At 48.8% G+C, this 24,016-nt stretch carries 17 protein-coding genes and 1 pseudogene; 6 read left to right on the top strand and 12 right to left on the bottom strand.

Annotated features, from left to right (window positions below; all coding sequences use genetic code 11):
• Positions 1-96: 96 nt before the first annotated feature.
• Complete coding sequence (locus tag IQ268_RS05370) at positions 97-723, bottom strand: LysE family translocator (RefSeq protein WP_193876326.1); 627 nt, start codon at positions 721-723, stop codon at positions 97-99.
• Positions 724-991: 268 nt separating this feature from the next.
• Between IQ268_RS05370 and IQ268_RS05365 the strand changes: the two genes are divergently transcribed.
• Positions 992-1,261, top strand: a complete 270-nt coding sequence (locus IQ268_RS05365) for a hypothetical protein (RefSeq protein ID WP_193876324.1) — start codon at positions 992-994, stop codon at positions 1,259-1,261.
• A 340-nt stretch (positions 1,262-1,601) separates the two neighbouring features.
• Here the strand turns inward: IQ268_RS05365 and IQ268_RS05360 are convergent, their stop codons facing one another.
• Entirely contained in the window at positions 1,602-2,582 is a 981-nt protein-coding gene (locus tag IQ268_RS05360; protein ID WP_193876322.1) for a hypothetical protein, read from the bottom strand.
• Between the two features lie 370 nt (positions 2,583-2,952).
• Between IQ268_RS05360 and IQ268_RS05350 the strand changes: the two genes are divergently transcribed.
• Entirely contained in the window at positions 2,953-3,987 is a 1,035-nt protein-coding gene (locus IQ268_RS05350) for a DUF4268 domain-containing protein (protein WP_193876319.1), read from the top strand.
• Between the two features lie 49 nt (positions 3,988-4,036).
• Here IQ268_RS05350 and IQ268_RS05345 read toward each other — a convergent pair whose 3' ends face one another.
• Positions 4,037-4,645: an ACP phosphodiesterase gene (locus IQ268_RS05345; RefSeq protein ID WP_228035116.1), complete on the bottom strand. Its 609-nt coding sequence runs from the start codon at positions 4,643-4,645 to the stop codon at positions 4,037-4,039.
• Between the two features lie 274 nt (positions 4,646-4,919).
• Positions 4,920-5,951 carry an ABC transporter substrate-binding protein gene (locus IQ268_RS05340; RefSeq protein WP_193876317.1) on the bottom strand — a complete coding sequence of 344 codons (1,032 nt, stop codon included), beginning with the start codon at positions 5,949-5,951 and terminating at the stop codon, positions 4,920-4,922.
• A gap of 768 nt (positions 5,952-6,719) precedes the next feature.
• Here IQ268_RS05340 and IQ268_RS05335 point away from each other — a divergent pair.
• Both IQ268_RS05335 and IQ268_RS05330 read left to right on the top strand, forming a co-directional pair.
• Positions 6,720-11,276, top strand: a complete 4,557-nt coding sequence (locus IQ268_RS05335; RefSeq protein WP_193876315.1) for a cadherin domain-containing protein — start codon at positions 6,720-6,722, stop codon at positions 11,274-11,276.
• Positions 11,277-11,924: 648 nt separating this feature from the next.
• On the top strand, positions 11,925-12,269 hold the full coding sequence (locus IQ268_RS05330; protein ID WP_193876313.1) for a hypothetical protein: 345 nt from the start codon (positions 11,925-11,927) through the stop codon (positions 12,267-12,269).
• Between the two features lie 9 nt (positions 12,270-12,278).
• On the opposite strand, the gene IQ268_RS05325 is transcribed toward IQ268_RS05330, so the two are convergent.
• The gene (locus IQ268_RS05325; protein ID WP_193876311.1) at positions 12,279-14,069 is read right to left on the bottom strand and encodes a M61 family metallopeptidase; all 1,791 of its coding nucleotides are present in this window, start codon (positions 14,067-14,069) and stop codon (positions 12,279-12,281) included.
• Between the two features lie 188 nt (positions 14,070-14,257).
• On the opposite strand from IQ268_RS05325, the gene IQ268_RS32745 reads away from it, so the two are divergent.
• The gene (locus tag IQ268_RS32745) at positions 14,258-14,386 is read left to right on the top strand and encodes a hypothetical protein (RefSeq protein ID WP_255527144.1); all 129 of its coding nucleotides are present in this window, start codon (positions 14,258-14,260) and stop codon (positions 14,384-14,386) included.
• A gap of 16 nt (positions 14,387-14,402) precedes the next feature.
• Here IQ268_RS32745 and IQ268_RS05320 read toward each other — a convergent pair whose 3' ends face one another.
• From IQ268_RS05320 to IQ268_RS05290, 7 genes are all read right to left on the bottom strand, one after another.
• Positions 14,403-15,086: a Crp/Fnr family transcriptional regulator gene (locus IQ268_RS05320; RefSeq protein WP_193876582.1), complete on the bottom strand. Its 684-nt coding sequence runs from the start codon at positions 15,084-15,086 to the stop codon at positions 14,403-14,405.
• A gap of 290 nt (positions 15,087-15,376) precedes the next feature.
• Positions 15,377-15,727, bottom strand: a complete 351-nt coding sequence (locus tag IQ268_RS05315) for a hypothetical protein (RefSeq protein WP_193876309.1) — start codon at positions 15,725-15,727, stop codon at positions 15,377-15,379.
• 808 nt (positions 15,728-16,535) lie between these two features.
• A complete protein-coding gene (locus IQ268_RS05310) occupies positions 16,536-18,461 on the bottom strand; it encodes a sodium:proton antiporter (RefSeq protein WP_193876307.1) in 1,926 nt (641 codons plus the stop codon).
• A 332-nt stretch (positions 18,462-18,793) separates the two neighbouring features.
• Positions 18,794-20,077: a murein transglycosylase A gene (locus tag IQ268_RS05305; RefSeq protein WP_193876305.1), complete on the bottom strand. Its 1,284-nt coding sequence runs from the start codon at positions 20,075-20,077 to the stop codon at positions 18,794-18,796.
• Between the two features lie 20 nt (positions 20,078-20,097).
• A complete protein-coding gene (locus tag IQ268_RS05300) occupies positions 20,098-20,397 on the bottom strand; it encodes a hypothetical protein (protein ID WP_305082365.1) in 300 nt (99 codons plus the stop codon).
• 446 nt (positions 20,398-20,843) lie between these two features.
• Positions 20,844-21,623, bottom strand: coding sequence for a hypothetical protein (locus IQ268_RS05295; protein ID WP_193876303.1), 780 nt, complete (start codon positions 21,621-21,623; stop codon positions 20,844-20,846).
• 687 nt (positions 21,624-22,310) lie between these two features.
• The gene (locus tag IQ268_RS05290) at positions 22,311-22,778 is read right to left on the bottom strand and encodes a VOC family protein (protein ID WP_193876301.1); all 468 of its coding nucleotides are present in this window, start codon (positions 22,776-22,778) and stop codon (positions 22,311-22,313) included.
• 743 nt (positions 22,779-23,521) lie between these two features.
• Between IQ268_RS05290 and IQ268_RS05285 the strand changes: the two are divergent.
• Positions 23,522-24,016 (top strand): annotated as a pseudogene (locus tag IQ268_RS05285) (hypothetical protein); the annotation flags it as partial.

Below are 24,016 nucleotides of genomic sequence, written 5' to 3'. Positions count from 1 at the left end.
TGGGTCAGGAATTTGCAACAGCAAAGGCTTGAAGCCCGTTGCCCATATTGGAAACGGGGGCAAATACAGCCCATTGGCTATGGTTCAAACCGCTTTTTAGCTGCGCTCTGGAACGGCAAGCCGTAAGCCAAGCAATATGAATAGGCTTCCCGTTAGCCAACTTAAAAAAGAGGAAAAGCTGGCGTGATGACGCAACCGATCGCCAATAGAACTGACCAACACAGCAACCAGCATCAGCCAAAGGGAAGAAGATGCCGCAATGATTGTGCCCAGTCCTAAAAACTGAAGCGGCACATTTCCCTGGTCGGGTGAAACAAACTGCGGCACAAACGCCAGAAAGAATAGAGCCGCTTTAGGGTTTAATAAATTAGTAAAAATGGCTTGATAAAATACCTTAACTCGACTCGATCGCGGCAGAGAAGCCAGCATTGGGGAATGAGTGCGGCTGATGATGGTTCGTACACCAATGTAAATCAGGTACACTGCACCCAGATATTTAATTGCCATGTAAGCCGTGGCTGAAGTCATCAAAATGGCAGACAGGCCGATCGCGGCTGCCAGCGTGTGTCCTAAATTGCCAACAAAAATCCCCACGGCTGACAATACACCAGCCGATCGACCTTGCCCCAAGCTACGCCCCAAAACATAGAGGGTATCGGGGCCAGGAGTAATTGTAATAACCGCGACCGCAATCAAGAAAACGGTGAACTCAGACCATGCCATGATAGTAACCTAACAACACTACAGTAGAAAATTAAGGCTATACCTGCCCTCCCAACGATTCTTTCTCCACCATGCGAGTGCGAGGCAGAGCTTACAGTTGAGATGTTTGAATTCTAATCCAATCGCTTGCCTTCATTAACACTGGTGTTGTATGAGGTGTTGTATGAGGCGTTGTGTGGAACGTTTAACCCGATGCCTTAATGGGAAGGCTACAATACCGGGAAGACAATGACAGTTACTTAATCGATCGCGTTTAGCCATTAACCCAATGACCATTGAACGTTGGCTGATTCCCCAGCAGGGCATTCTCAGTAAAGTCAGTTATCGCAGCATTTTGAGTATTGGCAGCACAGCCAGTATTCTCAGCATTGGCAGCGCTGGGAGCATTTTGAGTATTGGCAGCACAGCCAGTATTCTCAGCATTGCCAGTGCAGGCAGTATCTTGAGCGTCTTGAGTGCAGGCAGTATTCTCTCAATGCTCAGCGTCAGTAGTATTCTCAGCTTTTTACGCTATCACTCAATTCTCAATCATGGGTAAACAGGGCTAATAGCTTACAGCAGTTCTCAATCGAGTTAGCCACAGTCTCGCCAAGATGGGTGTAGGGTGTAGGGCTTGGAGTGTGGTGAATGCAAATAAAAATGGCTGTAAGAGGATGTTTTAACAGTGCGATGCCACTCAAATTGCCCCCTGACTTTCCCGATTCTGGGAGATTCAGGGGGCGAGGATAGCTCATTGGGTACGTTTCAAACCACGGTTAAGGGATAGGAGCGATCGCCCCTATCCCTTAACCATCTGGTGATGTGGGTGTATTGAGTTATAGCGATCGCATCATCTCAAAACAGATTTAGCATCAATACCGCCAGCGAGAGCATGGCACCTACAACGCTCCCCATGCCTGAAGAACCGCTTGCAACGCCGGGGGTAAATTGTCTGCTTCGAGGTCAATGTACTGCACCGTACTGCCCATCGCGTACAGAGAGGTCGTTGGATAATCCGCCAAGGCAGCATCAGTGATGTATCGCAACCCGTCTAAATTAGGAAATCGTTGATCCTGTAGTAGCTGTTGAAACTGCTGCACTTCTTGTGCAGACAGGCGTTTTTCCACCACTGGACTCCCGGATTGAGAGTCATTGAACCGTCGGTCTTGACGATAAAGCGTACCGTCATTCATTAAAACAATCTCAAACACGTTGCCAGCCAGTCCACCAGAGACAGTAGAACGGAAAACTATTGTTTGATCAACAGGCTCAGATGGCTGTCCATCGGTTGGGATGAATGAGGGAACCAGGTCGTCACTGCTGCCGCTGGCAGTAGCATTTTGCACGATGCGCGAACCGTCTTCGCTGATGTGATAAACCCAGCTTTGGTTATCACCAGCCACAATCACCTGCCAGCCAGAAATGGCAATTCGAGTGCAAGCCTGATCGGGGACGTAAATGCCCATACAGCCATCCCAAATCCGCGGTTGTGTTTCGGTAATTCTCAAGCTTGAAGCGGGTACATCGGCTTCCTGTGCCACCGTTTGCAGCAGGCGATCGATCACATCTGGCGGTAAGTCGGCATTGTCCATTGTTTCTGGCTTGATCACTTGAGCGGTCTGATCGGTGCGGTAAAACCAGCTTTGTTGGCCATTACTAACTTCAACCCGCCAGCCTTCCACGAGCGCCATTGCACACCGTTCATTAGGAGCAGCCAACCCCAAACAGCTATCGGGCCAGGTTTCCTGGCTAAAGCCAGTCACCCTCAGGTCGCGCCGTGGCACATTGAGACGGTTGGCCAGATCGCGCCGCACCTGTCGCCGCACCGCTTGAGGGAGACGAGTTTTAACAACCTGCTGGGATGGGTTCCGTTGAGCCATAAGCGATGTGGAGGGTTGTGGCTCCAATGCTGCTGATCTAGATGCGCTTAGCAGTACGGCACTCATCAATGCAAGCGACCAAAACCGCCGGGATTGTTGATTTTTCTTAGGGTGGGAACTATAGCGAACCATAATCTAAAACACCGAGAATAGAAATGTAAACCACGATTCTCTCAGATTAACCATCTCCGTGTAATCATTAGAGACGGTTGCAAAATCTGTTACGGTGGGCGATCGCGTTTTTTCCACCCCCCTTAGCCAAGTAACCTGGCAAAAACACGGCTTTCTGCCCAACCGCATAAAATCCAGAGTCGATTGGCTCCTTTTCTGGCAGCATAGAATCTAGAGAGACACTGGAGCCGCCGACCCGATGCCATCCGAGCCATCCAAAAAGCTAACCCTGGGACGATTGGAAAAAGTTGATTTACGAACGTACTGGCGTGAAGAAAATGCCGAATTTACCCCCTGGCTGGCGCAGGAAGACAACATCAAGCTGTTAGGGGATGCCACTGGTATGGAACTAGAGGTGGTGTCTCAGGAGCAAACCGTTGGCTCGTTCCGGGCCGATATTCTATGCCGAGATACGGCAACCGATCGCTGGGTGCTAATTGAGAATCAGCTAGAACCAACGAACCATCATCATCTGGGGCAGCTCCTCACATGTGCCGCCGGACTGCAAACCGTCACCGTCATTTGGATTGCCAGCAGCTTTACACCCGAACACCGAGCCGCATTAGACTGGCTCAACCAAATTTCCCAGGAGCAGTTTCACTTCTTTGGGCTAGAAATTGAGCTATGGCGGATTGGGAAATCGGCTCTGGCTCCTAAATTTAATGTCGTCTCTCAACCCAACGGCTGGACACGCACGGTCGCTATTGCCAGCGATGAAGAGTTGACCACCACCCAACGGCATAATCTAGAGTTTTGGAGCGGGCTGTGCAAACAGCTAGACCGACGGGGCAGTATTGTGAAACCCGGCGATCCATCGACCAAGAGCTATATGGGGTTTGCCATTGGGCGAGCGGGCTTCCGGCTGTATGCCAGGGCTGATTCCGAAGACCACTGCCTCACGGTAGAACTATTGTTGTCGGGTGAAGATGCCAAACCTCATTTTCATTTGCTGGAGGAGGAACGGGAGGCGATCGAAGCCGAGATGGGAATTGAACTGGAATGGGACAATCAAACGGATGCCAACGATTGTTCGATCTACCGGGTTCTACCAGACGTTGACCCAACCGACCAAGAGCGATGGACAGAATACTATCCGTGGCTCTGTTCCTATCTAGAACAGTTTCACGAGGTGTTTGCCGAGCGGATCAAGCACATCAACGCGAATGACTACCGCCCCTTGCCAGACTATAGCTTCAACCCACTCAAGAAATCGAACATTCTTCCTAACCTGTGATGGAAGCAGCGATCGCTCCTCGGTTGCTCTTTGCGGCTTATTGCTCTTTTTATGCCAATATCAGCGATCGCTTGTAGTGTTCAACGAAGTGAATCAGATCAGGAAAAAAGAGCTGAAAGTCTTGCTCAAACGATGCATAATTCCATTCCAACTCTTCTGCCGAATTAAACAAATTATTTTGGCGTTTGAACCGACGCGAGATGCCGTTCAAGGCTCTATTAACATGGTTGATCTCTCGATACGACATCAACCAATTTTGCTCGATCATGTGGGGAAGAATCTGCTTTAAAGCATCGGGAAGAATCGCCTGATGTTCAGCTAAAACAGTGTACACATGGTGCGAAAAGTCGTAGAGCGAAACGGTGGAATAGTGGTGCCAGTTTTTAGCAAGAAAGTGATCGTAAAACAAATCGACCATAATTCCGGCAAATCGTCGCCTTGAAGGAGCAACGATGCGCTTGCTAGCATGAACCACTTGATGGCTATCGGTATAGCTGTCCACTTTGCGATGCAGGTCGATCCCGGCTCGAATTTCGGGCGTGTACAGGGTGGAAATCGATCCTTTGACAAAATCACCTAAAATACTGCCAATCAGCAAACCTGAGTTATTGTTTGCTAAATATAAATGAGCCAAATAATTCACCGATCGTCCACTCATCGATAGGGCTATCAAACAGTTGCCTGGTTGCATACCCTTCTTGTATCACACCGGGCGAACGAATGACGTTGCTGAACCGAAGGTTGAATGGTCGAGAGTTGATGTCTCTCTTCGCCCCCGGATTCTCTACTTCCTGGCTGCAACATGGGTACTTAAGCCAAACGGAATCTTTGAAGGTATGGACGATACCCAGAACGTTGAGGGCGACCGTCATACCGTGATTCAACAACGCCTACATTCCACTAATCAGCCTGTGATATCTAGAAATTGAGGATCATGTGATATCCAGAAATTGAGGATCAATAAAGCTGGCTAAGTCAGGAACCGTATCAATTTGACCTTGAGTTTTCTGGAACTCCGCCATTGCCGATAGCGCATCAAGCAAGTAAAGGTCACTTTGGGGATTGTTCAGCATCTCTGAGTGGGTTTCTAAATCGGGTAGCAGCACGCCCTTTAGTTGCTCTCCCACTTCGTTGGGCTGAAGTCCTAACGGCTCAGCAACGATCGCATACGCTTCATCTGGATTGGTTTTAAGAAACTCTTGTGCCTTAAAGATACCCTTGCTAAATGCTTGTACGGCCTCAGGATAGGTTTCGGCAAACTCAGTAGTAACCAGGTTTAGATCAATAATTGCTGTCGGCTTTTGGGACGTATCATAAATGATGCGACCGTCCGACTGAGAGGCATTTGCCTTTTCTAAAAAGGGCGAATACGTGTAGGCAATTTCAACATTTCCGGCTTCATAGGCGCGAGCGGCCACTTCAGGATCGGAATCAAGAATGCTGATATCAGATTCACCCAAGCCCACCTCTTCTAGAACCTGAAGTAGAAAGAAGTGACCCAATCCCCCTTTTTGTACAGCAACTTGCTTCCCCTTGAACGATTGAATATCACTGATACTATTTCGCGCCAGAATTGCGTCCCCTCCCGATGAGAGATCCATCACTCCCACAATTCGAAAGTTTCCGCCCTGGGAGGCCATCGTCACCACTTCTGAAGAGGGCATTGCGGTACATCCTTCCAGCCGTCCAACCAAAAAAGCAGGGACGCTCTCCAGGTTAGTAGCAAAGGCTCTGATGCTTAAATCGAGTCCTGCTTCTTGGAAAAACCCCTTTGCCTTGGCGATATGCAATGGAGCCTGACCGATCCAGGGATTAATCCCAAATGTAGCAGGTACTAAATTGGACGAGCGTGAGGTTGAATCCAGAGAGGTTGTACCGGAAGGAACACAAGCGTGTAAACCCACACTACCCGTTGCTCCAGCCATCAACCAGAGAGCTTGCCGACGAGTCCAAGTCTTATTCATGAATTCTTTCCACTTAAGAAGGGTGTTAGATTCTTGTGACGCGATCGATACTTCTTTGCAAAAACTGAAAGTATCTAGCGTCTGTTAAAGCGCCTGATTGACTGATAAATCTTTTGTAAAGTGGGTTAAACACTGTACAACCCAATACCCATACAGCTTTTGTTGGCTTGCGCTAACAATAAACCAATCGATGCCAGCATCGAGGTAGAGATTTGTCGGTCAACCAGGTTAAAACGCTGTCCAATAGCTCGACAACGTTGCACCCCTTGTGGTGATCAGTAGTGACAATGGGTAGAGTTAACTGCAACTGGTTAGAGAGTTTGAAATGTAGCAAACGGTCTGCATTAGCCACTCAAGATCTATAAGCTGGGGCTTCCCGAACTATTTTCATTTCAAATAACCTCTCATGTAGTAACAATTTAACTAGCAAACTATAGAAGCTAGATAAATTTAACTAAAACTTCAAACAAGAGAAAAAATATAAATTGTTACTGGCCGATGCAATTGATACATTACGGATTGCTCGTCTGTATTATGGAATATTGAACCAGTAGCACCGTTCTGGTGGCCTGACCGATATTTTGCCATTTTTAACAACCCTCAAAGCTGATCCTAAAAAGTAACTACGCTTAAATACCTAACTGTGCAGTTGTAATACTCGCTCAGCCCAAGCGACTGGGAAGATACTAAGTTTTCGTTGCCAAAGGTAGCAATTTTGACAGAGATGGGAACCCTAATATTACTGATCTCTACCAATAGTGCTATCCCATGCCATCCATCTTCGCGATCACCAACGAAATTTTAGTCAATACTGTTGAGGAGTATACGCAATGGAGTCCATCCCTTGCCATTGACTCCAGCGGAAATTTTGTAGTGGTTTGGGATAGCCAAGATGAAGTAATAGAAGAAGAGCTATACTTTGGGGTCTATGGGCAACGTTTTAGCTTTGCAGGCAACAAGTTAGGCGCTCAGTTCCAAGTTAATACTTATCAAGATGATGACCAGCAACATTCCTCTGTATCCATTTTGGGAACAGGCGAATTTATTGTTGTTTGGGACAGTTTTTTCCAACCTGGTGATAACAACTCCTATGGAGTGTATGGTCAACGTTTTAACAACGTTGGAGGGACAACCGGAGGAGAAACCCTCATTAACACCACTACTGCGGGTAGCCAACGCGATCCTGTAGTTGGGGTAGATAGTCTCGGTAATTATGTGGTGGTCTGGCGAGGCGATGGCCCTGGTGCAGACACGAACGACATCTATTTCCAGCGATTTAATAGTTCTGGTGGGGTACTCACTGGAGAAACGTTAGTCAATGCCGCGAACAACAATTTCGACAGTCAACCAGCTTTGGCTGTTAATGCCAGTGGTATGTTTGCCATTGCCTGGATGCAACAAATTTCTGGTAACGATGAGGTGTTTGTTCGCCTATATGACAGTTCTGGTACGGCGATCGGCTCAGTCCCGACTCAGGTAAATACAACGACCACTAGCGCTCAGAATCTGCCAAAGGTGGCGATCGACAACTCTGGAAATTTTGTCGTTGTTTGGGAAAGTAGTGCGGGCGGCACAATAGACCTGATTGGGCGGAAATTCAACAGTGCTGGAGTTCCCATTACCGCCGAATTTCTAGTTTCTTCTTCAGCAGTGGGTAATCAAAGTGCTGCTTCGATCGCCATGCATCCTACGGATGGCAGCTTTGTTGTGGCATGGCAAGACAGTGCTCTGGAAAACAACGGCACGAATGGAGTTTATGTCCGTCGTTTTACTAGCACAGCCACCAGTGTCACGGCTGATGGGGCAGAAATTCGGGTTAACCAAACCACTACCGGAAATCAGTTTGAACCATCGGTGTCCATGCGAGCCAATGGCGATTTTGCCGTTGCCTGGACTAGCAATCAGAATTCAGGTGGTGATTTCGATATCTTTGTCCGCTCGTTTGTTTTGAACGACGCTCCTACCGATTTAGTGCTAAGCGCTACGAATGTCAATGAAAATGTATCGATCAATACTGTAATTGGCGCATTCACGACCCTCGACTCAGATCTGCCATATGACACATTAACCTACAGTCTGGTAGCGGGTTCTGGCTCTACGAACAATGCATCCTTCAACATCGTTGGCAATCAATTGCGGACTAGCTTCTCGCCTAACTTTGAAGCTCAAAATTCCTACAGCATTCGTATTCGCACAACTGACCAGGGCGGATTGTTTTATGAAAAAGAGTTCATCATTACAATCAACGACATCAATGAAGCACCTACTGCCCTTAACTTCGCCAACACCATCCCTACACTAGCCGAAAATAGTAATACGAGTAGTGCAAATAGAGTCGCTGATATCGCTGTCACAGATGATGCGTTGGGAACCAACACCCTGAGCTTGACAGGTACTGATGCCGCATTCTTTGAAATCATCGGCACTGCACTCTACCTGAAAGCAGATACAGTACTCGATTTTGAAACGAAGAGTAGCTACAGCGTCACTGTAAATGTTGACGATACATCTGTGGGAGGCAGTCCAGATGTCAGCAACACCTTCACCCTCACGCTGACCGACATCAATGAAGCACCCACTGCCCTTAACTTCGCCAACACCATCCCTACACTAGCCGAAAATAGTAATACGAGCAGTGCAAATAGAGTCGCTGATATCGCTGTCACAGATGATGCGCTGGGAACCAACACCCTGAGCTTGACAGGTACTGATGCCGCATTCTTTGAAATCATCGGCACTGCACTCTACCTGAAAGCAGATACAGTACTCGATTTTGAAACTAAAACTAGCTACAGCGTCACTGTAAATGTTGACGATACATCTGTGGGAGGCAGTCCAGATGCCAGCAACACCTTCACCCTCACGCTGACCGACATCAATGAAGCACCCACTGCCCTTAACTTCGCCAACACCATCCCTACACTAGCCGAAAATAGTAATACGAGCAGTGCAAATAGAGTCGCTGATATCGCTGTCACAGATGATGCGTTGGGAACCAACACCCTGAGTTTGACAGGTACCGATGCCGCATTCTTTGAAATCATTGGCACTGAACTCTACCTGAAAGCAGGAACAGTACTCGATTTTGAAACTAAATCTAGCTACAGCGTCACTGTAAATGTTGACGATACATCTGTGGGAGGCAGTCCAGATGCCAGCAACACTTTCACCCTCACGCTCACAGATGTAAATGAAGCGCCAACGGTTGGTCTTACTAATACAACAACAACACTAGCCGAAAATAGTGATACGGGTAGTGCAATTAAAGTCGCTGATATCGCTGTCACAGATGATGCGCTGGGAACCAACACCCTGAGCTTGACAGGTACTGATGCCGCATTCTTTGAAATCATCGGCACCGCACTCTACCTGAAAGCAGGAACAGTACTCGATTTTGAAACTAAATCTAGCTACAGCGTCACTGTAAATGTTGACGATACATCTGTGGGAGGCAGTCCAGATGCCAGCAATACTTTCACTCTCACGCTCACAGATGTAAATGAAGCGCCAACGGTTGGTCTTACTAATACAACAACAACACTAGCCGAAAATAGTGATACGGGTAGTGCAATTAAAGTCGCTGATATCGCTGTCACAGATGATGCGTTGGGAACCAACACCCTGAGCTTGACAGGCACCGATACCGCATTCTTTGAAATTATTGGTAGTGAACTCTACCTAAAAGCAGGGACAATACTCGATTTTGAAACTAAATCTATTTACAGCGTCACGATCGCTGTAGATGATCCTGCAGTAGGAACCAACCCAGATAACTCTGTTCTCTTCACACTCAACCTCACCGATGTGAACGAAGCACCAAGTGCGATCGCCTTGAGCCAAGCTAGCATTGACGAGAATGTTGCTGCTGGTAGTGTAGTCGGTTTCTTCAATGCCGCTGACCCAGATCAAGGAGATACCTTTATCTACAGTTTGGTTACTGGCACAGGCGATAGCGATAATGGAGCCTTTGCGATCGCCAACAACGCACTTCAGATCATCGCTTCTCCTGACTTTGAAGCTCAGTCTTCTTACAGCATCCGGGTTCGTGTAACTGATGCCGAGGGACTCTTTACCGAACAAGAGTTGGCGATCGCCGTCAACAACCTCAATGAAACCCCCACTGCCATTACGTTATCCAGTAATACGGTGGCGGAAAATGCCCCTGGAGCGGCGATCGGTACAGTTGGAGTCACCGATCCAGATATAGGCAACAACCACACATTCAGTGTAAGTGACGATCGATTTGAAATAGTTGCAAGTCAGTTACAGTTAAAAAGTGGGCAAAGTCTGGACTTTGAAGCTATCCCTAGCTTAGTGCTAACCGTTACAGCAACTGATAATGGAAAACCATCTCAAAGTTTTAGCCAATCTTTTACCATCACCACTATTAACGTCAACGAAGCACCCTCTGCGGCTACAGTTGCCGACCAGGTTGCCACAGTTAACACGGCGTTTACGTCTACATTAGCTACGACTACCTTTACCGATCCAGATGCAGGAGAGACGCTGACGTTAACCGCCAACCTGGCGGATGGTAGTTCACTTCCTGCCTGGCTGAGTTTTAATGCGACAACAGGAACCTTTAGCGGAATTCCCGCCACCAGCAATGTTGGCACATTGAATCTGAAGGTGACAGCAACCGATGCAGGAGGCTTATCGGCCAGCACCCAGTTTTCGTTGGTTGTTAGTGCAGAAGAAGGCTTGATGGGAACAGCGACCAAACCAGTTGTTTTCAAAGGTTCACAAGCTATTTATCGAGCAACTGGCACAACTGGCACTGATTTGCTTAGGGGAACTTATCAACAAAACTTACTTCGCGGTCTGGATGGAAACGATCGACTGTATGGAGGTCGCCTCCGGTTTGGGTTTGGTAGAGACATTATTTATGGTGGAAAAGGCAACGATTATCTCAATAGCGGCTCAGGCAGAGATAAACTGCTAGGTCAGGCTGGAGACGATACCCTCATTGGTGGGAAAGGAGATGACATTCTGATTGGTGGTTCCGGTAGTGACAAACTCAATGGGGGTGAGGGTAAAGATATGTTTGTCTTCAAGCAAGTCACTGAAGGCGTAGACAGAATCGTTAACTTCAAGCCCAATGATGATCTAATTGACCTACGAGCCATTTTTGCCAAACCAGAGTTTGGTGGGGTAAGTCCTTTTTCTCGATACAAGCAGTTTGTGCAACTGGTGCAGACCGGAACAGCAGTTGAACTTAAAATTGATTCTGACGGCAACGGCAGCGGAGCCGTCTGGCAAACGCTGGCTGTATTGCAGAATACCTCTGTTAATACACTGAGTTCTCAGAATTTTGTCATCGTTTGAACAGCAACTCTTAGTACAAACCTTCAGACGATACTTTAAAAGTTTGATTAGTTGCCCGATAGGTGTAGGGGCGAAGCATTCGGTAGACAATGTCTCGGTTGTTCCAGCCATCCTGATTCGTAGATACAAGCTTGCTTCTCGCAGAGTATGCTTCGCCCCTACCGAGACGTAAAAGATACGTTTCAAACACCCTCTCAGACGATGGTTTAGAAGGGTTAATTGCCTGCTCGAACCGCCCCCTTTTCTGGATTGCCGTAGGCTAAGCCCCCAGCATTGGAAGACTTTCGAGGCCGATGCTGTTTCAAAGTCCCCGTTCGGCTGAGCGCTCACGTCGAAGCCAGAATTGGGTGATTTCGGGCAAATCAGCACGTCTGATACGCTTCAAACATCCTCTACAGCTATGGCTCACTTCGACAGCTAAACCCATTCAACTAAAATTGTAAAATAACGAAAACAATTGATAAATTTTGAATAATTTTTTATCAAGAATTCTTGCGGCGGCACATAATTTGATTGAAGTTGACGTGACATTCTGAGTTGCACAGCAGTGCTGAGTCTGCTTCACATGAGGTGTTAGGCGTGATAGGCGGTAAAGCGTTGTGTCTCTTCTTTAACCGAACTGGACAAAAAGTAGTTTGGAGTTGAAAGATGCCCAAAACCATCGTCAATTTAACCTTACCTGTAGTTAACGCCGAGATAGAGGAGATTTTACACAGTTATTCCTCCCATCCAGCCTCGTTCTCAGTTCCCAATTTGCGTCAAAAGTTGCTGTCGTATGTCTTGTGTCGAATTCCCGGAATATACACTGTGCTGGATGAAGCAGAACTCCTTTCCGTGAATGTTGGAACCCTTTGCCATGCTGCTGAACAGCGACAACAAATTGACTCACTCATTCATCAGGGTATTCAAGAGTTGATGAATGCAGAATCTCAGTGGAGCGATCGCCACACTCCACCGGATTCAAACATGGCTCCGTCCAGTTGGTTTGGTTGAACCCTGGAGCTAGCGAGACTCTAGCGCTGCCAGCGGTACACCTAGCCATCCTTCAAAGTTTTGCTGCTGCACCGCTGACGGATTCGCTACGCTGATCAGGTGGTAGGAGGTAGATTGAGGTTCCGCCAGCATTACAGAGCAGGTCTTTAGCTCATCCTGATGAAAAACCGTCAGTTGAACGGTCTCACCTACCTGAAAGTCCTTGAGGCGATCGCTCAACTGCTCTGCCGTAACCCGTAAGCCATCAATAGCCAACAGTTCATCCCCTGCGTCAATTCCAGCGTGCTGTGCTGGGGAAGCATATTCAACAAACTTAATTAGCTCTCGTCCCTGTTCCCTCTTGACATTGATACCAATAAACGGAGGAAGGTCTTCCCTCTGATGAGCCTGCAACTGTAACCCAAAGGGTTCCAAATACTGATTGAACGGCAGGTCTTCAACGGTATCTAAGTAGCGATGGAAAAAGTCGGTTAAGTCTGTCTCGGCAACGGTTTCAATCACCTGCTGTAACTGCTCTGGCGTAAAGCCAACTTCATTGTGGCCAAATTGCTCCCACATCTGGCGCATGACATCGTCGAGCGATCGCGCGTTATGGTGACGTGCGCGAATCAGCAAATCGAGCAGTAGAGAAACCATTTCACCTTTCAGGTAATACGACATCTGAGAGTTGTCGCTGTTGGCATCTCGGCGATATAGCTTAATCCAGGCATCAAAGCTCGACTCGCTCAACGGTTGAATTCGCCGTCCCGGTGTCGTTAAGAAGCGAGAAATTTCTTTCCCCATTGCCCTGAGAACCGTCTGGACATCGTAAATGCCAGCCCGTAGGGGAAACAGGATGTCGTAATAACTGGTGGTTCCTTCACTAAACCAGAGCGACGGCGTGTAGTTCTCCTGTTCATAGTCAAACACTTCCAGCGCCTTGGGTCGAATGCGCTTGACATTCCACAGGTGAAAGAACTCATGGGCAACTAACTGCATAAAGCGGTGATACTTTTCCTGCGATCGAAACCCCAAACGAGAGTAGTTCAATGTGCAGGAATTTTTGTGCTCCAACCCACCAAAGCCCTGAGAACTCAGGTGTAGCAGAAACAGATAGCGATCGTAGGGTAACCCGCCAAACATCTGCGCTTCCGCTTCAATAATGCGGCAGGTGTCGTTAATGATTTGCTCAGGAACCGCATTGCCCCGACCCCAAATGCCAAATTGATGAGGCTTCCCCAGCACCTCAAAGTCGTAACGCTGATGAATACCCACCTCAAACGGGCTATCCACCAGCGTATCGAAATCAGCAGCAGTAAAAGTGTGTGCCTGATCGGGGACAGCAGGTAAGGCCGTTGAAATTTGCCAGTCGGGTTGGGGTGGCGCGATCGTCACTCGAACGGGCAGGTGTTCAAACCCAGGCAAATAGAAAAACAACGCTGCCCCATTGAAGTAACCGTGCGTTGCATCTAAATGATTGGTTCGCACCGTTAACTCATTAGCAAATATCCGGTAACGAATTGTTAACTCCGACTGTCCGGCTGTTTCAACCTGCCAATGATGTTTGCTGCACTTCTTCCAATTAAGGGATTGGTTCGCTGTGGCTGAAAAGTCTTGTAGGTGTCTGGCGTATTCCCGGATCAAATAGGAACCCGGTGTCCAAACGGGCATCTTCAGGTCTAAAACGTCTGCCTGCCAGCCCGCAACTTGTAACGTGACTTCAAACAAATGAGATTCCGGTTGCGGCATCGCCACCCGGTAGTGAATCTCCAGGTTCGTTTCGGTGGTGGAAGAGGGGCGAGTTTTGGTAGCTTCAGTCATTACAGATTACAGCTTGTGTCCTGTGTGGGATGAAATCTTAGAGGTTGCTTTAAACGTATCAAATGTGCTGCCTTCCCCCTCTACGGCAAGCCAGAAAAGGGGGCGGTTCGAGCAACAATCAGCACAAACCATTCTCTTCAACAGCGGGTGCCGACCAGAACATCAATCGCTCAACAACCCAATTGTCAATGTCAGGATCGACCACTCCAGTTGCTATTATCTCTCAAACCACACAAGCCATTGGGCTGGCTCGATTCATGCCAATGGACAAACCAGTTGAACTCAATACGGCTCGTTCCGTTCAAGCGGATAGTTAACGAAGGCAGCAGCCAGCTAGATCCGCCCGGCCAAATGCGTTAGCTGCCTCAGGTTAATTAGATGAATGGCCTGCTTATAGGGGTCAATCTTGATCCACCCTTTGCTATGCAGCTTTTCCATAATCTTGGTCGCTTCATCCAGCGTAATGTCGGATACATCAGCCAGATCCTTCAGCGGGATATTAAAGATTTCGGTACCCAGTTCTGAGGGGCGGCCATAGTTCTCCCCCAACGAGATCAGCGTATTCGCCAGTTTAATGGCCGGAGGCTGCTGCCGTAACTGAAAGCGAAAGTTGGTCTGGCGCAACCGTCTCACCATGAGTTGTAACATGCGATGGTGGAGTTGCGAGTCTTTGAACAGGGTTTGAATAAAGCGTTGCGCTGAAATGCTCAGCAGTTTCACAGGAGAGAGGGCAATTACGTCGGTGGAGCGAGGGGATTCATCCAAAATCGCCATTTCGCCAAAGAAATCACCCTGCCCCAAAATGGCAAGCGTGACCACGTCTTCACCAACGTGGCGGCGAACCTTAACCCAACCAGACTCAACAAAGTAAACAGCATTGCCCCAAGCATCTTCCATTAAAACGGCCCGATCTGCCGGATACTCATGCTCGACGGCAATGGATAGCAGCCACTCGATTGTTTCTGGGCTGGCGGCATTAAATAACGGGAAAAGCTCACTAAAAGCGGCGGTCTGCATGAAGGTGCTTATGGTAGGAATTGGTACACTGCCGCCACCGCCTAACTCTGTACGCCAAGATTGGCGCATAGACTTCTGTGGCAGGCGGGGCAGATGCGCTACCGACTAGGCTATAGTACCCAGGAATACGGAGAACCCTGCAACTTTTCAAGGTTGATACAGGTGTAAACCATCTTATCAACCCTTTCAAATTTGGGTAAGACTAGAATATCACGATGATAGAAGGCTCTCGGCTGAGTTGACAACTAAAGCCCCCGGGGAATGGGACAGTTTACGTCTCGTTGCCAAATTTAGCGATCGCTCTCCATTAACCACTCAAACTCTACCCGTAGGGCGCTCAAATCAGCCACGCGCGCCACTAACAAGTGCTCGGAACCGGCATCTTCTAGCCGTTGTTTCCAGTGTGATACTTGTTCAGCATTGTTCAACCAGAAACCAATTACCGCATCCACAACGCGATCGAGATGCCATCCCCGCTTAGGAGGCACCATTTCAACCGAAGCAATAAATGAATCTAAAGTACATTGATAGGAGCCTAAATATTCTGCTCCGCGCTGCTGCCGTTGTTGCCAGCTTTCATGCTGATGGTTAAAGAAGGATAAAACGGATGATATACCAACCATTTCAAAGGTGTAGTCCATAGATACTCCTACTCGTGTGTAAGGCCCTTCAGTTAACTTGCATCACCTCAAGGCATCGCTCTTGAGAACAGCGGTATTGCCCTCTTGAGTTCTGCGGAACTGGATTCACAAGTGATTCACAACTGATGGCGTTGAACTACTCAACGAACGGGTAGAAAACTGGTTTTTCAACAACAGTGAGAAAGTAAAGCCATGCTATGAGTAGCCATGCTGAACAGCCTGAATCTCTACTCCTTTAGCTCAACCGTTCATCGATTAACAGCTATGGTTAACGGATACTTTAGTATCGGTCAAGCTTGATGGATATTGAGTAACAAAATTAACGGTTACAACTGGATTCCAGCAGGATGAAACGATTTTACTGACTGCCTTCTATGCTGTCCTCAATCAATGGAGATAAATACGCTGAGGGTGGGCAGAGCTAACACGATCGGAGCCGTTTGCAGCAGTTTGAACGAAGTTTGGTTCGCAAGCATCGGCGATCGCGGCGATCGATTAATTGGTTACAGCGTCCAATTTTACAGAATGTTTCAACCGTCTAATTTGTCACCCGACAGTTGCAGGAGCGTGGCATACCCTGGGGCAGGCACGCTACGGGCAATCCGTCTGAGTCTACGTCATTCATCGGTCTGCCGAATGTGACGCTCCAGAAACCCTTCATCCGGTGCAAACCGCTTTTTAAAGAATGCCTGAGACGGTTCAATAATCTGCATTCGCCTCCTAAATCTCCCGGAACTGAGGAACTTTAAGACAGAGTTAGCTCTTCTCAAACATCCTCGCGGGTCACAGAGAAGGTATCCAGATCGATTTAGCTAGACTGCAATTCTGGTAGAGGGGGTTCCACCATTTGAGACGGCATTGGGATCTCTTCTACTTCCTGGAGCCGCTCGATCGACAGACGTGATTGGTTCGTTCCACCAGCCAACTGTCTGAGAAGCTTGGGTCTTGGATCGTGCAACAAATAAATGATGCGATCGCCCGGTTGCCACTCTTCTGACGCAATAGCGACCTGGAAGCGATCGTCGCGTTCCATCAAAACCGGAATCAGTTCACCCGAGCGAATCAAGGCTCTCAGGTGCGCTTGTTGAAACAAAATGCCGTCGTCTCGCAGCGTCGTCTCGCCGAGTTTTACAGCACCGTCGCTGATATAGCGGTTCCAGGTTTTGATCGACATTTCCGGCATAAAAGCAGACTGAATTTTGCTGCTATTATTGGCTGTTCCAGCCTGAGCCTCGTTGGGAAACACCGCTAATACCCTGGGCGGTTGAAACTCTTCGATCGCCCGCTGCGCCATCACCAGGTTCACTTCACCGTTGTTGGTCATGGCTAGAAAGGTGCCTGCTGTTCCCAGTCCAGCCTGTTCCAGCACTTTATCGTCCAAGGCACTGCTGGCAAAGACTTTGAACCCTTGCCGTTCGGCTTCGCTACAGGCTTCAGCGTCAGTATCAATCAAAACAACTGATTCGCCCCGTTCCTGGAATAGCTTGGCTAGCAAACGGCTCAGGGGATTACACCCCACAATTACCGCGCCCGTCACCAGCGTGGAATTTACTCTTAACAACTGAGCCACCCAGCGAGCCGTTAAACCTTGCAGCACAACCGTAGAGATGATCGTCAGAAAGACGAGTGCTTTAATAGAATCGCCACCATTAATGCCTCGTTCCGTCAACAAAATGGCAAACAGAGAAGCAACGGAGGCAGACACAATTCCTTTGGGAGCCACCCAGCAGAGGAATAGCTTCTGTCGCCAGTTCATGCCGCTGTTCCAGGTGCAGAGCCAAATGTTGATAGGACGAACCACAAACATGAGAACAGCAACCGTTAGGACGGAGCCAAGCCCCAGGGCAAAGATACTGGCGATCGACAAATCGGCTGAGAGCATGATAAACAGCACAGAAACCGCCAGGATGGTTAACTGCCCCTTGAATCGGCGCAGCAACCGCTCTTCTGGAATTGACGAGCCGCGCAACACAATACCAGCCACCACAGCCGACATCAGCCCCGCCTCGCTACGGATGAGCTGTGCCAGCCCAAACAGTCCCCATAATCCCGCTAAGACCACCAAATTCTTCAGATCTTCTGACAGAAAATCTGCTTTTTTGAGGATAAATCCCAGCAGCCAACCACCGATCGCCCCAATGGCACCCCCAATTCCTAGCCGCAGCAACAGACCGCTGACGACCAACAGCGGGTCAGCATCGCCGTTCAAAATGATGTCGAGCACCACCACCGCTAGAATTGCGCCCACGGGATCGATCAGAACCCCTTCGCCTTCCAGTAAGGCCGCGACTTCCCGATCGACCTTTACCTGTTTCAGCAGAGGACTGATGACCGTTGGGCCTGTGACGACGACCAGGGAAGCATAGAGAAAGGCGATCGCCCACGGAAACTCTCCCAGCCAGTGAGCCGCCATGCCGCCACCAATCAGCGTAATCAGCGTCCCAAAAGTGACCAGGTTTCGCAAACTGCCGGAAACCCTGCCCAAATCCCGTAATTCTAAATTCAGCCCCCCTTCAAACAGGATCAGCGCTACCGACAGCGACACGATCACTTCCAGCCCAGGCCCCAGCATGTAAGGATGCAGCACTCCAATGCCGTCAGCCCCCAACACAATGCCGAACAGTAGCAAAAAGACAATGCTGGGGACTCTAAGATAGTCTGCCAGCACTTGTGCACTAATGCCTGCAAGGATGGTCAAAACCATTTGCAGCGTGATCTCAAGGGGTGCGTCCATAAATTTCGCTGAGGCTGCCCCAGGTAAAACTACTTGATGTCACATCTGCTCTGGTGCGCCATCCCGGCGGTGGGACACTAAAGAGAGGCATTGCAAGGTGGCTGAGGTGACAATCCATCCCGTAGTTGAGAGAAACAACGGTCGTCAAATAAATATTTATAGTGCTTTATAGGCATTTTAGCCAATGCAACGGTTCGTCAAGCATATCACCTTGCTAGAATCCTTGTTTTTGCTGGTCGGGATCAAGCTTGCCAGCGCGATCGCATTAGAAGCATCAGAACAGGAAGCCATATTAGCAGATTAGCGATAGCGGGTTAACCCTGGCGCTATCGTTAGTTCCGGAGCAGCAAATAGTATAGCTGTCCTGTGGCATTAATTAGGCCAGCGCGATCGCCCGCTAGCGCTCCGGTGCCCATGAACAGATCTACCCTTCCGGCTCCACGAATGGCACCGCCCGTATCTTGATCCAAAACATATCGGCTCACCAGCCGCGATTCTAGTTGCCCCTGAGCATTGGCATAGGGAATTTGAGTTTGAATCAGGGCAAGGGCACCGGGCGGCATCAACGATTTGTCAGTTGCGATCGAGCGTTCAGCCGTCACAGGTAGCCCCAAACTGCCAGTAGCCGGGGCACCTGCTGTTTCTCGAAAGAACACAAAGCGGTTGTTCCGTGGCAGATAGGCATTCAGATCGGCTGGGTTGTCTTGAAAGTATTGAATCAGGACAGGCAAACTCAGGTCTTCTAGGCGAAATTTTCCGGCGTTGACTAATTCTCGACCAACCCCAACATAGGGATAGTCGGTATGCCCTGCCACCCCAACGGTCATGGTGCTGCCATCCGTGAGTTGCAGCCGAGCCGAACCCTGCACCTGGACTAAAAAGGCTTCAAAGCGATCGCGCAACCACACAAGTTCTAAACCGCGCAACTGGTTTTGTGAACCTTGAAGTCCATCAATACCTTCCAACTGGGCACGAGTGGGATGGGGACGGGGCCAGCGGTTCAAATTGGCCGGAACGCGATAAAGCGGGTAGCGGTACTCTGGGGTGGGGGTACGACTGGCTGCATAGGTCGGCTCGAAATAACCAGTGAATGCGACCGTACCCTGTCCATCTCGCCCCACCGATTGGTACACATCAAATTCTTGTATGACTGCCGAGCGCAATTCCGTTGGGGATTGCGCCGTGAGGACAAGCTGACGAAACCGTTCCAGGCTGCGGCGAACTCGGTTAAGCGTCACGCCCGGAACGGGATATTGCCGATAAGCACTAGCAGCAGCAGAGGTACGCAGATAGCGCAAAGAGTGATCGATCGCGGTGAGCAACATTTGACGATCGTGGGATGCGGCGGCAGTCGGGGCGTTTCTGTCCCAAAACTGATCTTCTATCCCCAGCAACGACGCAAATGGAGTGCTGGCTTCAAGATCTGCCCAACTAACTGGCTGCAACGGCAGGTGGTTCGAGGCCAGCAACGGCCTTGGAGGTTGCGTTTCTGGCGTATAGGCAGCAGGAACGGTCTGATGCTGATGAGCCGTAGCATCAGACGTTGGCAGGGATAAAACCGCAACGCTAGCAACCGCGCCTAAACTGAAAGCAAATGCGGCGATCGCCTTTACCATAACTGCATCAATCCTAAAAGCTAAAAGCGCTCGACGCTGCTGGCGAAGATTGGTTCCACCCGCAGGGCAATGACTCGCGAAGGCCGAACCACCATATACTCGCCCTGAATATTTTTGATTGGAACACTAATAAAGTCATCGGAGGCTGATTTTGGCACTAACTCGCCGCTGTACCATTTTTGGAACTCTTGAATCGTAGGAAAGCGCACCTCTTCACGATGCCCACCCTCGATCATGATGTGTACGGCATATTCGCTAGGAGTCCGGGCGTAGCGGCTGCGTTTGGGGTTTGCAGAATCTTCAACCATAGCTTGACTCATATTGGTTCATCCTTGTTGATCTGGCATCATCGGGTCTGGATGGTGCCCACCGTCTAAGAGGATGCTTTAAAAGTAGCAAATGTACTGCATTCACCCCTAAGTTCCTCAAGGATTGGAGGACTCCCGATCCCGTTCTGTTCCAAGGTTGTCGTTCGGCTGAGCGCTCACGTCGAAGCCAGAATTGGGGTATCTGGGGGCGGTTCGAGTTACAGTTATCACTTTTAAACCATCCTCTAAATCTTTAGCCGATAGCGATGTCACATTACAACGTCGCACTCATCGGGTGAGCAGATCTAGATACTCTAACTCTGCCCATCGATGCAGCAAAACTATGCATTTTCGAGAAAAGTCGGCTCTGATTAGTTAAGCACACCTCGTTTCAATTCCATAACGTTGCCCCTATGGCTAAATTGACTTAAAGTCACGCAGCATTGGGGTTTGATGTTTTAGCTTGCAGGTTTGCGGTGCAGGTTAAAAGGCTGCAATTGAGCCTCGAGCGATTGCGCCAGGGCTTTCCTTAGCTCGGTCTTATTGCTAAACAAGAGCCGACTGCGGCTGTGGACATCAAATGGAAACTGTCCGGGTAAGTCAGAGCGTTCCATTTGCGCCAGCAGAATTTGCTCTGTGCGTTTGCACTGTAACGCATAGCCAAGCTCCACACAGACTTTGGGACTGGGAACGAGTTGGGGTGGGGTTCCTTCTAGTTGCAGCAGGGGAGTGCCGTCTGCAATAAACAGTAAGCTTCTACGAATTTTCCGCATCAGCGTACTGTTGAGGCGGATCGGTGCGTCCGTTAGCCGATGGGATTCTTCCAGGGTGAGTTCAATGCGCGATCGGCCATTAAATTTGTCGAGAAAGGTTTGGATTTCTCCCCGTAGCAGTTCGCTGGATTCGGGATAGTCGGTTTGGTAGCACAAAAAGATCGTTGGATCTAAATGCGCCATGACATCCCGTTTGGTGAAGTAAATTTCGTGGCTAATCAGGTCGATGTTTGAAATGGCGTAGCCACCGCTTCCTTCTATGTAAAACTCGACCCCTTCACCCTCAATGTAGCGTTGGAACCAAGCCGACTTTTTGACATCCTCACTATCTTCTAAAAAATCAGCCCGAAGAGCTGATTTCAATAGACTGTTTTTACTGAGGCGCAGGTCATGAGGACGTTTTTCCAGATCTCGTAGCGGTTCATATTCTTGAAGATACCAAGCCTTGAGTGCAATGATTGCCATACCCGTTTTCTACCGGCCTCCCATGCTTTAAAACGACAACAACACCCAAACTAACTTGCTGAGTGACTCTCCTCCATTCAGTCATTTTATACAGAGTTGTGCTGATTAAATCCTTAGAAAACTAAGAATAAATTCAACCACATAGCTCCCTGTTTGATAGGTGAGGAAGTGTCAGCCGTTGCTTGAGTGCTGTTAGGGTTAGACGAGACAGATTTTCGTGGAACAGCTCTTTTACCTCATTAAGTGAACGTGAACTTGGCTGTTAAATCTGCCAGGGAAGCTTGGTAGCTTCAATTCCCACTATAGCGATTCTGCAATATGGATCAACTGAACGAAACCAAAGTTTACTTTTCAATGATTCTCCTGAGTTTACGGCACTCAAATGAGTCATGAAAGCCAGTTTTTGCAGGCCATTGAGCCACAATTTGCCGATTGAATTTGTGTTAAGTGCAGCCTGCAATAGTGAATCAGTAAGTAACAGCATATAAACCTGAACAATGGCTATTTGGCAAAGCTATTTGCCAAAGCCACTTGGCAAAACTGACACATATTCATGTTTCTACAAACGGTAAGCTTTAACCCCGTTTGAATGGTGCGCGGTTGTCGTGGTTCGTCAGGTTCAACTCACGGATCAAACTGCTGATTGACTGCCCCATGCTTAAAATAATTGCTGAAGATGAGCAGACGTTATGGTTCTGCTGGATCGCAGCGGATTTCGACGAGAAAGCCATCCGGATCGTAGAAATAGACACCCCGTCCGGTGGGTCGCGTGACAGGGCCGTGGTCAATTGTGATGTGCTGCTGCTGGAGCACATCAACCGCCTGATCAAACAAGGCTGGCTCGATATCGAAGGCAAGATGACCTGCCCCTGTACAAGCGGGGGTTGGGTTGCGATCGGGTGGCAGCAGATCGGGTCGCCAAAACAGATCGAGGATCGTGCCGTCTGGGGTGATAAAGTTGGCTACTTTACCACTGTCGAACAGATCCTTCAGCGTTGTGGGAACTTCGTCACTCGTCAACTCCCGTAATCCCAGAATGATGCCGTAGAAATGACGCGATGCGTCCAGGTTATGTACGTTAAGGGCAATGTGGTGTACGCGACGCAACATGCCTTGAGCCAATGTTGGCGCGAGTGATTTAGAAGAGGGTGACATGGTGGCAGCTCAACACAATTGGAAATTGAGTCAGTTATATTCAGTGCGATCGCACCATAGAACTAATCCTACCGTTTGTTGAGACGGGTGCAGCATAGCAGCAATTTCTCGGAATTGCTTCTTTTTTCTTTACTTGCACTTCAAAGAAACGGAAGCGAAGCAACATTTCGATAAAGAGTAAATAAATATACAGCTCAACCGCTAGCAAAAACTCGTACACGTTAGTTACGGTATGACACAGCAGATGTGTTGAGTTAAGTGAACTTGCGTAGTCTAAACCTTAAATAAACAGCTATCTCTTTTGCGATCGCCCAATAGGGTAACAATTAAGCCAGTTTTGGCCTGAAATTGGTGCTGCCCTGACAGCAACTCTAAAACAACTTCAGCCTGTTTTGAGGTTCGTGCCGCCAATCATACAGGCTGTACTATTTTTCAGCGAGGTTTGACTGGCCAAGGCTGTGATGATGTGACTAAATCAAACACTTTGTTTGCGGAAACTACGGAGTTTGGTTCAGGAGCAACACCATAACGATGCGCCAGACAATTGCTCAGGCGGCTTGAGGCAAAGACAAAACCTGTTTCAGGTGATTGTATCGAGTCTCGTCGTATCGGTTCATGGCGTTGAGTGCCGCAGAATAAGTTGGCGGTGTTGGCAGTTTTTCGCAAGGTTCATGGTTACCTCCTCTAGAAATAATTCTGTCCTGCAAACAGTAATTTCAATTAGTCAAATTGAGGGTTCTAACGTGCGTCAATCAGTTGGGCAATTGGTTAAACGTTCACCTGCTCCGGTGAGCAAAAGCGCTCAGAACAATAAGGGGGCGATCGCTCAGATTATCAAAGGAATGCAGGTCGGTGAAAACCCAACACCCAATTTATTCATAAGCAATATCACAGCATGGGGAGGTGCGACCAAGCGCTTCCGCCTCGTGTATGACGGGATTACAGCAAAACGCACCCAATTGCCCGCAAGCAAGGTTATTGTCACTGGTCCCGATGGATATCGGCAGGTGGCTCAGTTAGTTGCATCGAAGCTCAACCGGGTGGTAGGACGCACGATCGCCTTCTATCGCATTCAGGCTCCTGGCGGCAGTTGGGGGGCAGAAGATAATGGCAACTATGTCATCAACTTGCGAAGAACCAATGCCGGGAATCTAAAGTTAGGGCAATTTAAAGTTCGAATCAACGCCAGAGATCAAGACGGTACACCTTCGCTGCCAACGCCCACCCCTGTCTCTTAT

Origin of the sequence: Oculatella sp. LEGE 06141, assembly GCF_015207605.1 — a bacterium.
Taxonomy (GTDB): Bacteria; Cyanobacteriota; Cyanobacteriia; order Elainellales; family Elainellaceae; genus Oculatella.
The sequence above is the reverse complement of the archived record's forward strand: the minus strand, read 5'-3'. Positions and strand labels throughout refer to the sequence as shown.